Annotated in this window: 8 protein-coding genes; 5 read left to right on the top strand and 3 right to left on the bottom strand. The window is 63.1% G+C overall.

From position 1 onward, the window contains the following. Positions 1-190: 190 nt before the first annotated feature. Both aceA and ramB read left to right on the top strand, forming a co-directional pair. Positions 191-1486 (top strand): isocitrate lyase, encoded by a 1296-nt coding sequence (aceA, locus tag L8V00_RS00480; protein ID WP_035008826.1) that lies wholly within the window; start codon positions 191-193, stop codon positions 1484-1486. A 183-nt stretch (positions 1487-1669) separates the two neighbouring features. After that, positions 1670-3187, top strand: a complete 1518-nt coding sequence (gene ramB / locus L8V00_RS00475; protein ID WP_269943918.1) for an acetate metabolism transcriptional regulator RamB — start codon at positions 1670-1672, stop codon at positions 3185-3187. Between the two features lie 15 nt (positions 3188-3202). Here the strand turns inward: ramB and L8V00_RS00470 are convergent, their stop codons facing one another. After that, a complete protein-coding gene (locus L8V00_RS00470; RefSeq protein WP_269943917.1) occupies positions 3203-4306 on the bottom strand; it encodes a hypothetical protein in 1104 nt (367 codons plus the stop codon). Between the two features lie 183 nt (positions 4307-4489). Beyond that, positions 4490-5920: a dihydrolipoyl dehydrogenase gene (gene lpdA / locus L8V00_RS00465; protein WP_269943916.1), complete on the bottom strand. Its 1431-nt coding sequence runs from the start codon at positions 5918-5920 to the stop codon at positions 4490-4492. Positions 5921-6279: 359 nt separating this feature from the next. On the opposite strand from lpdA, the gene L8V00_RS00460 reads away from it, so the two are divergent. The 3 genes from L8V00_RS00460 (at position 6280) to L8V00_RS00450 (ending at position 10549) form a co-directional block, all read left to right on the top strand. Next, positions 6280-7512 carry an alpha/beta hydrolase gene (locus L8V00_RS00460; RefSeq protein ID WP_269943915.1) on the top strand — a complete coding sequence of 411 codons (1233 nt, stop codon included), beginning with the start codon at positions 6280-6282 and terminating at the stop codon, positions 7510-7512. A gap of 118 nt (positions 7513-7630) precedes the next feature. After that, positions 7631-9211, top strand: coding sequence for a M1 family metallopeptidase (locus L8V00_RS00455; protein WP_269943914.1), 1581 nt, complete (start codon positions 7631-7633; stop codon positions 9209-9211). Between the two features lie 30 nt (positions 9212-9241). Beyond that, complete coding sequence (locus L8V00_RS00450; RefSeq protein ID WP_269943913.1) at positions 9242-10549, top strand: hypothetical protein; 1308 nt, start codon at positions 9242-9244, stop codon at positions 10547-10549. On the opposite strand, the gene L8V00_RS00445 is transcribed toward L8V00_RS00450, so the two are convergent. Then, a complete protein-coding gene (locus tag L8V00_RS00445; protein ID WP_049048843.1) occupies positions 10546-11877 on the bottom strand; it encodes an MFS transporter in 1332 nt (443 codons plus the stop codon). The genes L8V00_RS00450 and L8V00_RS00445 overlap by 4 nt on opposite strands. Between the last annotated feature and the right edge of the window lie 10 nt (positions 11878-11887).

Below are 11887 nucleotides of genomic sequence, written 5' to 3'. Positions count from 1 at the left end.
GACCGGCATTGACGTGGTTATTTCGGTTGGTACTCTCATAGGTAGAGACACAGAACGCAGACTTCACCTGGCTGCACTGGAAAGCGCTGTCAGGGATTCGAATATGCGACTCAGTGTCCCCCCGCCAGGAACCCCCGGGCAGGGACCAAGACATAACTCTCCCCTTAATTAGTAAGGAAGTGACCCCTACATGTCGAACGTCGGCAAGGCACGTACCGCTGAAGAAATCCAGAAGGACTGGGACGAGAACCCCCGCTGGGCTAACGTCGAGCGCGATTACACCGCAGAACAGGTCGCTGAGCTGCAGGGCACCGTTGTTGAAGAGCACACCCTGGCACGCCGCGGCGCTGAGATCCTGTGGGAAGCAGTCAACAAGGACGACGACTCCTACATCAACGCTCTGGGCGCCCTGACCGGTAACCAGGCCGTTCAGCAGGTCCGCGCAGGCCTGAAGGCTGTTTACCTGTCCGGTTGGCAGGTCGCTGGTGACGCTAACCTGTCCGGCCACACCTACCCCGACCAGTCCCTGTACCCGGCGAACTCCGTTCCGTCCGTCGTTCAGCGCATCAACAACGCGCTGTCCCGCGCAGACGAGATCGCTCGCGTTGAGGGCGACGACTCCGTTGACAACTGGCTGGTTCCGATCGTTGCCGACGGCGAGGCTGGCTTCGGTGGCGCACTGAACGTTTACGAGCTGCAGAAGGCCATGATCAAGGCCGGCGCTGCAGGTACCCACTGGGAGGACCAGCTGGCCTCCGAGAAGAAGTGTGGCCACCTGGGCGGCAAGGTTCTGATCCCGACCCAGCAGCACATCCGTACCCTGAACTCCGCACGTCTGGCAGCTGACGTTGCCAACACCCCGACCCTGGTTGTTGCTCGTACTGACGCTGAGGCTGCTACCCTGCTAACCTCCGACGTTGACGACCGCGACAAGCCGTTCCTGACCGGCGGCCGCACCGCTGAGGGCTTCTACAACGTGCAGAACGGCATCGAGCCCTGCATCGCCCGTGCCAAGGCTTACGCTCCGTACGCTGACCTGATCTGGATGGAGACCGGCACCCCGGACCTGGAGCTGGCTAAGAAGTTCGCTGAGGCAGTCCGCGAAGAGTACCCGGACCAGCTGCTGGCTTACAACTGCTCCCCGTCCTTCAACTGGTCCGCACACCTGGACGACGACACCATCGCCAAGTTCCAGAACGAGCTGGGCGCAATGGGCTTCAAGTTCCAGTTCATCACCCTGGCAGGCTTCCACGCTCTGAACCACTCCATGTTCGACCTGGCTTACGGCTACGCCCGCAACCAGATGACCGCTTTCGTGGAGCTGCAGAACCGCGAGTTCGCTTCCGCCAAGGAGCGCGGCTTCACCGCTGTGAAGCACCAGCGTGAGGTCGGTGCTGGCTACTTCGACCAGATCGCCACCACCGTTGACCCGAACTCCTCCACCACCGCCCTGAAGGGCTCCACCGAGGAGGGCCAGTTCCACTAAGCCGCTTGATTCCAAGCGCTAGGAGCTAGCTGCGCGGGCTTTATAGCCTGCACACTGCTAGAACCCGGTCAGCACGAAAGTGCTGGCCGGGCTCTTTCTCTTTTCTAACAAGCAGTTACTACGAATGGAGCCGATGGCAACTTCACTCATGCCCCAAAGCCTCCGAATATACTGGTGAACACCATGGGAAAACCGACTGAACGCAGATCTGCACGCACCCCTGCACGCGACCCAGAGCGCGATACCGAGCGCCCCTTCGTCGGCTCCCGCCTTCGCCAGCTACGCAAGGAACGCGGAATCTCCCAAGCCCGCCTCGCCGAGATCCTGGACCTCTCCGCCAGCTACGTGAACCAGATCGAGCACGACGGGCGCCCGCTGACCGCCGCCGTGTTGGAGCGCATTACCGCCGCCTTCGGCGTCGACCCAACCTTCTTCGCCGACCAAGACTCCACTCGCCTGCTGGCGGAAGTCCAGGACGTCACCCTGGACCCGGAGATCAGCCCCACCCCGGCGGACGTCACCGAGCTCGCAGCACTGGTGAAGAACCACCCGGACCTGGCCCGCGCCTTCGTGGACCTCCACTCCCGCTACCGGAACGTCTCGGATACCCTCTCGCTGCTCACCGAGGAGCGCGTGCAGGGCTCCGCCATCCTCTCCATCACGCCCAAGGGTGAGCTCTTCGGCCGGGCCTCCGGGCCAGAGGCGTTCTCAATGCCACACGATGAAGTCCGCGACTTCTTCTACGCACGACAGAACTACATCGATGTTCTGGATGTAGCGGCGGAGAAGTTGGCGTCCAAAATAAACATCGGGGCGAACCAAATACACCACACAGAACAAATCATCGCCGAACGGCTACAACAGGTGCACCAAGTGCAGGTGATCTACTCGCGCGACCTGGGTGATACACAGCACAAGTTCGACCCAAAGCGAAAGACGCTCCACGTGTCGTCGAAGATGCGCCCCGGGCAGATCGCATTCCGGCTGGCCACCGAACTGGCATTCCTAGAGGCCGGAACGACCATCGACTCGCTGGTGGAGCTGGGGCACTTCCAGTCCGAAGAATCCCGCGCGCTCGCCCGGCGCGGCCTGGCCAGCTACTATGCCGCCGCGCTGCTACTGCCCTACCAACAGTTCCACAGCTCCGCGGAGGAATCGCGCTACGACCTGGAGTTCCTCATGCGCGAATACGGCGTGGGCTACGAGACGGTCTGCCACCGCCTCTCCAGTCTGCAGCGCCCCAGCCTGCGCGGCGTTCCCTGGACCTTCGTGCGCGTGGACCGTGCGGGCAACATGTCCAAGCGCCAGTCGGCGACGGGGCTGCACCTTTCCAACTCCGGCGGCACGTGCCCGCTGTGGAATGTGTACGAAACGTTTAGCTATCCCGGCAAGATCATGCGGCAGATCGCGCAAATGCCAGACGGGAGAACCTACCTGTGGATCGCGCGCACCGTGAACCACCACCGCGCGGCATGGGGCCAGCCGGGGAAGATGTTCGCCATCGGTTTGGGCTGCGAGCTGCGGCACGCCGACCGGACGGTGTATTCGGACGGTCTGGACTTAGAGGACACGTCCGCGGCAGTGCCGATCGGCTCCGGATGCCGACTGTGCCCGCGCGATAACTGCCCGCAGCGTGCGTTCCCGCCGATCCACCGCTCGTTGGAGATCGACCCGCACCGTTCGAGTGTGTCGCCCTACTAGTTCGCCCTACTAGCGCTAGTCGCCGTCGAAAAGCCCGACGATCTGCCTGCGCTGCAGTTCGCGGCGGTTGTATGTGGCCTCGCGCACCGATTCGTCGGTATCGAAGCTCGAGCCGAGTGCTCCGCCGAGGGTACCTAGTGACGCCGCAAACCATGCCAGCGTCAAATAATCCAGCGGCGTGATAGTGGAGTTCACCTTGTTTTCAAAGAAGGGCACCGGCACAACCGCAGCGCTGACCAGCAGCATCGTTAGGTAGATCAGGGCATACACGCCTGTCGCGGAGATCAGTACCGTGCCGGTGGTGGCCAGGTTATCCATCCGGGCGCGCCACCACTCCACGCTGTCGGAGGAAGCCTGTGTGGAGGTCGCATCGGCGCCGACGCTCAACACGGACGGTTCCGGCTTGCGGCTATAGCCCCCGTTCCACAGGCCGTTTTTGTAGATCAACCAGAAGGTCAGCAGGGTGATGGACAAGACGGTAATCATAATCTGCCGCCACGAGCTGATCAGGTAGGACATCTCCCACACCGAACCGTAGAAGATGCCGAAGCCGCCGGTGGCCACTCCTGTGGCCAGGCAGCTAGAGAGCACCTTGATCAACTGGCCGGGGCGGTTGCCGCGGATCATCCCCAGCAGCAAGCGCAGGGTTCGTCCGCGGCCTTCAAGCACGCGGGTGGTATCGGCCTCTACGTCGCCGCCCTCGATCTCGTCTACGCCCTTTTCGCGCTGGCCGGCTCCGGCGTGCTTGCCGCAGACCAAGCGCGACAGCTCCTGCCGCAGCCCCTCCTTGGCGCGCAGCAGGCCGAAGGCGGGCAGGCACAACATGGTGGCCTTGCCCTGCTCGACGGTCTGGCTGATTACCGGCCTGCGGGTAGTCAGCGGCAGGTCAGTGACGTACACCAACCGATCCCAGCCGTAGTCGCGCAGGATTCCGGGGGCAGTGTCGGCGAGGCGGACGTTGCCGAACTCGTCCATCGGCAGCGTTCCGGTGCGGAATTCGAGGATGGGTTTGGTCCCGGAGACGTGATTCTCCGAGGCCTTAGCTAGATGTTGGAGCATGGCGCGTACGCGCACCGCTGGCAGTCCTCGGTCTGCCAGCAAGCCAATCTTCTCTGGCAAGTCTGGGCACCAATCGTGGCAGGGGGAGGGATTCGGAGGGATTTGCTCGAAATCCTACTCTACCTGCGCCTTAACAGGGAAATGCTGGCCGTTAAACGCAAGACCGGCCCGCGCCTTCCAGGGGGAGCTTCCGGGGAAGCTTCCGGTACAGGCGCGGGCCGGCCAGTAAGCCGATAAACCTTCTTAGAGGTTGATCATGTGGCCGCCGGCGATGCCGTGGGCGGCCTCCTTCATGGCCTCCGACAGGGTCGGGTGCGTGTGAACGTTGCGGGAGATCTCCTCGGCCGTCAGGTCGAAGCGCTGCGCCAGGGTCAGCTCCGGCAGCAGTTCGGAGACATCCGGGCCGACCATGTGGGCGCCCAGCAGCTCGCCGTATTCAGCGTCTGCCACCAGCTTCACAAAGCCCACCGCGTGGCCCAGGCCCTGTGCCTTGCCGTTGGCGGTGTAGGGGAAGGTGGCGACCTTTACCTCGCGGCCTTCCTCCTCTGCCTGCTTCTTGGCTGCTTCCTCGGTGTAGCCGAAGGATGCGACCTGCGGAGAGCAGAAGGTAGCGCGCGGCATCATCTGGTAATCGCCGAGCAGCTCGGTCTCTTCGCCCGCGATAACCTCGGCGGCAACCACGCCCTGTGCTTCGGCAACGTGTGCCAGCTGCAGCTTGGCGGTGACGTCACCGATGGCGTAAATGTGCGGAACGCTGGTGCGCATCTCGTCGTCGATGTCGATTGCACCGCGCTCGGTCAGCTTCACGCCGGTGTTCTCCAGGCCGAAGCCCTCCACGCGGGGTGCGAAGCCGATGGAGACCATCACGCGGTCTGCCTTCAGCGTTTCGTTCTTAGAGCCGTCGGCGGACTCGATGTCCACCTCCACGCCCTTGCCTTCGCCCAGGTCGCGGACGGCGGTGGTCTTGTGACCGGTCTTCAGGGTCACGCCCAGCTTCTTGTACTGCTTGGCGATTTCCTTGGAAACGTCCTTGTCCTCGTTCGGCAGGACGCGGTCCATGAACTCAACGACGGTGATGTCAACGCCGAAGTTGGACAGTACGTAAGCGAATTCCATGCCGATGGCGCCAGCGCCGATGATGACCATGGAGTCCGGCTTGTTCTCGTCCAGGATCTGCTCTTCGTAGGAGACGATGTTGCCGCCCAGCTCTACGCCCGGCAGGGACTTCACAACGGAACCGGTGGCGATGATGCAGTTGTCGAAGGTGATGGTCTTGCCTGCGTCGTCGCCGTCGGAGACCTCGATGGTCTTGTCGTCAACAAAGTTGCCGCGGCCGTGGATCTCCTGAATCTTGTTCTTCTTCATCAGGTAGTGCACGCCCTTGACGATGTTGCCCGAGACCTTGCGGGAGCGCTGGTGCGCGACCTTGAAGTCCATCGAGATGTTGTCGCCGGTAATGCCGTAGGTCTTGGCTTCCTTGGTGATGGTGTGCGCAAGTTCGGCGTTGCGGATCAGCGCCTTCGAGGGGATGCAGCCCACGTTGAGGCATACGCCGCCCCAGTACTGCTTTTCGATAACGGCGGTCTTCAGACCCAACTGAGCGGCACGAATCGCCGCCACGTATCCGCCAGGGCCTGCTCCGAGTACTACTACGTCAAAATGTTCTTTAGCCACAAGTCCCAAGGGTACTTAATGTTTGTCTCTCGTGTTTGTCGGGCTCGCCTTGCTCTTGGTCCCGCCCTTTCTCTTTCTTATTGACGCCACCCGCCTCCCCTTAGGCGCACGTCCCCACTTTGTACCCGCTTTTGGGTTTAATGGAGAAAGTTTTTCCTCCTTTGGGTTCCCAAAAATCCCGCAGATTGGGTAAAGTCCCCTATGTCCTTAGAGGTTTGCTGTGGATTTCTTGAATATTCTCCGAATATCCGCCGAGAAAGCCCTGCAGGCCTCAAATCCTCACTCATTCGACTGACCCCACGCCCCGGGCAAGGAATACTGACGTTTCCGCATCGTGGCACCACAGAAGGATCAACTCTATGAAGCGAAGCATCGTCCGCACTCTCGCCGCTGTCACGGCTGCGATCGCCCCTTTCGCAACCGTCGCGGTCACCGCACCGGCCACCCAGGCCGCTAGCGTCTCCGCCGCCGAGAAGGCAGACGGCATCGCGCCGGCAACGCTGAAAATGAACTCCACGACTCCGAACCAGCCGGAGGATTCCACCACGTGGCGTAAGAACATCAAGTACTGGAACAACCAGGGCTTCGACAACGTGCAGGAAGTCTCCGCGTACTCCCCGTCGATGAAGCGCCACATCCCGCTGATCGTCATCCAGCCGAAGGATAAGGCAAAGCGCGACAACGCTCCGACCCTGTACATGCTGAACGGAGCGGATGGTGGCGAGGGCATTGCCAACTGGATTCGCCAGACCGACATCATTACCTACTACGGCGGCAACGATGACGCTAACCTCGGCACCGTCAGCCCCGGCATCGGCGCCAACATCGTGATCCCCATGAGCGGTGCATACTCCTACTACACCGACTGGATCACCGAGCCGAACACTCCAGCGATTAAGGGGCCGCAGAAGTGGGAGACCTTCCTGACTCGCGAGCTGCCGCAGGCCATCGAGCCCGCTCTGAAGGCTAACGACAAGCGTGCCATCGCTGGCATGTCCATGACCGGCACCACCTCCCTGCTGTACGCGCAGCACCACCCGGGCTTCTACGACTCCGTCGGTTCCTTCTCCGGCTGTGCCGCAACCACCACGGGCCTGACCCCGCAGTTCATCAACCTGGTTCTGAACCGCGGCGGCTCGGACTTCAAGGAGATGTGGGGTCCTGTCAACGGTGAGGTTGCTCGCAACAACGATGCTCTGATCAACGCTGAGAAGCTGCGTGGACAGAAGAACATCTACGTCTCCACCAGCTCCGGGTTCCCCGGCGAGCACGATATGCCGTGGTCCGAGCGAGTGAACGGCCAGCTGTCCTCCGCAGCTCAGGTGATCTTCGAGGGCGCTGTCATCGAGGGCGCCACTAACGCCTGCACCCGCGACCTGGAGCGCAAGACCAGGGCGCTGAACATCCCGGTGAACTACAACTTCCGCCCGGCAGGCACCCACCAGTGGGGCTACTGGCAGGATGACCTGCGCGGCTACTGGGGCGACCTGGTTGCCGGTCTGGGCACCGACGTCAAGCGCCCGCCGCTGGAGCCAACCAAGCCGATCTCCCCGGAGGACTTCTGGGAGGGTTCCACCGCGGGCTCCCGCTAGTTCTCAGGCGCTCTCACGCAGCGCCAGATAACAACACAACCAGATAAAACAACACTTCCCCCGCCACAGACCACCTCCGTGGCGGGGGTTGTCCTATGCAGATAGTAGTGTGCCTTACATGAAGCAATCCCAACAGCAGCCTCGTCCTTTTCGCAGCTCCCCCATCGCCGGAGCTCGGGATGCCTACACGGGCGTGGACTTCAACCTCGGGTTCCACGTACTGCGCTACGACCTGCAGCTGGACTACGACGTTGAACCCAACCACCTGCGCGGCGTGGCCCGCCTGGCGGTCGAGAACTACCGTCCGTTGAAAACCATGACGTTAGACCTGGCCAACAATCTCGCTGTCAACCGCGTGGAGGTCACCGGCCACGGGGCGGCTGCCAACAACGACGCGATGAAGATCCGTCGCTTCCGGCACAACGGCAACAAGCTTTCGATCACTTTCGCAGAGGAGATTGCCGAGGATCAGTCCTTCGACCTGACCATCAAATACGGCGGCTACCCGCGCCCGCTGCGCTCCAAGTGGGGCGAGGTCGGCTGGGAGGAAACCGATGACGGAGCCCTGGTGGCAGGCCAGCCCAATGGCGCCCCCAGCTGGTTCCCCTGCGACGATACGCCGGACGAAAAGGCGATGTTCCGCGTGGCCATCACCGCCCACCGGGACGTCACCGCCATCGCCCACGGCACCCTGGTGGAGCAGTACAGCAAGGGCAACAACACCACCCGGGTGTTTGAAACCAACTATCCGATGGCCACCTACCTGGCCGCAGTGTACGTCGGTCCCTTTAGGCGGGTCGATTTCCGCAGCGCTGAGCTCGGCCGCAAGACCGTCCCGGTATTCGGCTGGCTCCCCGAAGGCACGGAGCACGCCAAGCGGGTCCGTGAGCTGGTCAACGAGGATTTCGGCCAGCAGACGGAGATGGTCGAAGTCTACTCGGAGCTCTTCGGCTCTTACCCCTTTCCGGAATACTCCGTGGTGGTCACGGACGAGGAGATGGAGATTCCCCTGGAAGCCCAGGGCATGAGCATGTTTGGCTGCAATCATGCCGATGGCAAGCACACCTGGGAGCGCCTGATCGCCCACGAGCTATCCCACCAGTGGTTCGGCAACTCCGTCGGCCTGGTCGAGTGGCGGGATATTTGGCTCAACGAGGGCTTCGCCTGCTATTCCGAGTGGCTGTGGTTCGAAAAGTCACAAGGCATCCCCGCCTCCCACCATGCATGGGCGCACCATCAGGCGCTCGCGGAGAAGCCACAGGACATCCTGCTGATCGACCCCGGTGCGGAAGATATGTTCGACGACCGGCTGTACAAGCGCGGAGGTGTGACCGTCCACGCCCTGCGCGTGCTACTGGGTGACGAGGCGTTCTTCGACATGGTTAAGCGCTGGACCACGCAGCACCGCATGGGGTTGGTGGAAACGCGCGACCTGGAGAACCTAGCAAGCACCGTCGCCGAGGAAAACGGTGTGGCCCGAAGTGAGGTGCAGGGGCTGTTCGACCGCTGGTTGCGTCACCAAGAACTGCCCGACTTCCCAGGCGACGAGGGCATCGAGCTCAGCGAGGAGCAGCTACGCGATCTTCCCGCGGGCCCCGCTGCGGAAATGGTCGATGCTTCCGGGCCGGCGCGTGCCGTGGATGCGCTGAAGCGCGTTGGGCAGCGGCTCGGCGAGCTCGGCGAGAGGCTGCAAGACTAGCCCTTCCTGGGCCGTCGGACGGGTTAACTAATGCGCGCCATATCGCTCGCCACAATCTTCGTGGCCATCGCCGGTTACCTGGTGATTTGGGTTGCCAGCAAGGGGCTGACCACCGCCGGGTACGAAGACTTCATGGTCTACTGGTCGCTGTTCTTCGCGATGACGGGAGTGCTGGACGGGCTGATGCAGGAGACAGCCCGGGCCGTCTCCACCCGGCGCGCAGTGGTGGGCGCCCCGCAGACTGACACTGCGCAGGCTGGCACGTTGCGGGCTGACACTGCGCTGGCGAACACTGCGCGGGCAGGCACCCCGCGCCCGTTCGCCCTGACGAGCTACATCGCCCTGGCTATCGGTCTGATAGCGCTCGTCACTGGACCGCTGTGGATCGGCCAGCTCGTGCCCGACCTGACCGGGTGGGGGCTGGTTCTCATAGCCGTCGGCCTGGCCTGCTATGCGTTCCAAGCGACGGTCTGCGGCCTGCTGTCTGCCAACCACTCGTGGCCGATTTTCGCCTGGTTGATGGCCATCGATTCCGGAGTGAGGCTGGCGCTGGCCGTCGTCGCGTGGGCTCTGGGCTGGCAGCTGCTGGCCTTTCTTTTCGTCACGGTGATCGGCGCGGCCACCTGGCTACTGATCCTCGCCTGCTCCCCCGCTGCTAGAGCCACCCTGCGCGACCGGGCGGACGTGCCCACCCGCCCATTCCTCTCGCGCACGGTCAAAGCGATGGTCGCCTCGGGTGCGAACGCCGTGATGATCACCGGCTTCAGCGTGCTGCTGCGCTACACCTCGGGTGCAGACGTCGGCCCCGGTGCGCTCGCCGCCACCATCACCGCCATCACGCTCACGCGCGCGCCGATCCTGGTGCCCCTCCAGCGCTTCCAGCCTGCGCTGATCGTGCACTTCACGAAACACCGCGAGCGCGTCCTGCGCGCCGCCGCGCTGCCCATCGCCGCGGTGGGAGCCGTCGCGGCCATCGGAGGTATTGCCGCCTACTTCCTCGCCGCGCCACTGATGGGGCTATTTTTTGACGCCGCCGTGATCTCCTCCCCCGCCACCCTCGGCTGGCTCACACTCGTATCCGGGGCTACGGCCATCCTGATGATTAGCGGCTCGGCAGCGCTCGCGGCGGATCGACACAACCTCTACACCGCCGGGTGGCTGATTGCGATTGCCCTGTCGACGGCGGTGCTCATGCTGGACTACTCCCCCGATACGCGCGCCATCTGGGCGCTGGCAGTCGGCCCGAGTGTGGGTGCTGCAGTGCAGCTGGGCGTGCTCGCGCTTGCCGCCCAGAGCACTACCCGAGCTCCCGGCCGAGCAAAGAAAACCGAAGCCTAGTTCCGCTGCTGCTCCGGGGTGGGAATGAACTTCTTGGAAGTCAGCGTCACCACAATAAGACCGATGAAGGCAACCACCGCACCGAAGCCCAACATCTCGGTGTAGGTGAACCAATCCTTCAGGCGCGACAAGATCATCGGGAAGAAGAATCCGATGTAGGTGATCGTGTAGAAGAAGGCAGTGAGCCCGCCGAGGTCGTCGGCGCTGGCGATGCGCTGCACCTCCGTCAGGCCGGTGATCAGGCATACACCATAGCCGGTGCCCAGGATGAGGCCGACGGCGACCGTTCCGGCCAGCGAGCCGACGTGAGCGGTCCAGGCAGCAACGACCATGCCGATAATCACCAGCACCAGGCCGATCTGCTGGGCCTGCGAGTTATTCGGGTTGATGTATTTGGCGGAAACCTGCTGGATGCCAAAGCCACAGGCCAGCGCGATGGCGGTGATGCCAGCCGAGAAGGCGATGGGATAGGGAACCTGATCCTGCGCCAGGCTCGGCATGATCGCATAGGCCACGCCCGCGCAACCGAAGACCCACGGGGCGATCGGAATCACTGCGGTGAGGAAGCGCGGGTGCCGCAGGGAGGGCACCTTGAGGTCCGACCAGAAGGAGCCCTCCATCTTGAGGTGCGCGTTCTGGCGGGTCTCCGGCACGCCGAGGATGCCGATCATGGACACGGCGCACAGCAGGATGCTGAGGATGTAGGGGGTCTGGCCCGGTGCGGGACCCCACTCCGCCAGCACGCCCGCCAGGGCAGCACCGACGGCGAATCCCAAGGTCAGGGACATGGTTGCGCGGCGGGCACCGGAACCCTCCTGCGCGCTGGGGTCAAACGTCGGGGTGGAAAGCTCCTTGATCCACGCGCCGCCTGCGGTCATCACAATGCCGACAGCAAAGCCGCTGAGCAGACGACCGGTGAAGATCAGTGGCTCGTTCATTTCACCGGCGGCGATGAGGACACTGCCGACAAGGCTGATGATCGGGGCGGGAAGCATGACGACGCGGCGACCGTAGCGGTCCGAAAGCGGGCCGCACAGCAGCAGGCCCGCTGCGATGCCGGCGGCGTAGCAGGCCAGGAGGGCATCGACGAAGACAGACCCAAAGACGTTTTCACCCCGGTAGAAGACCATCATTGGGGTGAACTCGTTGCCCGCGTAGGCAACCGCCAACACGGCGAAAGCAACCAACATCCAGTACTTCTTCTCCGCGCGAGCCTTCGCCCCGCGAGTGGAAGGCGCTACCTTGCGGCTGCGTACGGCGTTGCTCTGCTTGCTCCGCTCGGGCGTATCCACTTCCCGGTGATTCTCGTCAAATGTGTCCTCGGCCATAAGGGCAAGC

Source organism: Corynebacterium evansiae, from assembly GCF_027570065.1.
Classification (GTDB): Bacteria; Actinomycetota; Actinomycetes; order Mycobacteriales; family Mycobacteriaceae; genus Corynebacterium; species Corynebacterium evansiae.
This window is presented reverse-complemented; position numbering and strand designations above follow the sequence as displayed.

What these genes read in the sequence shown, in the direction of transcription:
- L8V00_RS00445 (WP_049048843.1), bottom strand. Translation starts at nt 11,877, where the DNA reads ATGGCCGAGGACACATTTGACGAGAATCACCGGGAAGTGGATACGCCC.
- ramB (WP_269943918.1), top strand. Translation starts at nt 1,670, where the DNA reads ATGGGAAAACCGACTGAACGCAGATCTGCACGCACCCCTGCACGCGAC.
- L8V00_RS00455 (WP_269943914.1), top strand. Translation starts at nt 7,631, where the DNA reads ATGAAGCAATCCCAACAGCAGCCTCGTCCTTTTCGCAGCTCCCCCATC.
- L8V00_RS00460 (WP_269943915.1), top strand. Translation starts at nt 6,280, where the DNA reads ATGAAGCGAAGCATCGTCCGCACTCTCGCCGCTGTCACGGCTGCGATC.
- aceA (WP_035008826.1), top strand. Translation starts at nt 191, where the DNA reads ATGTCGAACGTCGGCAAGGCACGTACCGCTGAAGAAATCCAGAAGGAC.
- L8V00_RS00450 (WP_269943913.1), top strand. Translation starts at nt 9,242, where the DNA reads ATGCGCGCCATATCGCTCGCCACAATCTTCGTGGCCATCGCCGGTTAC.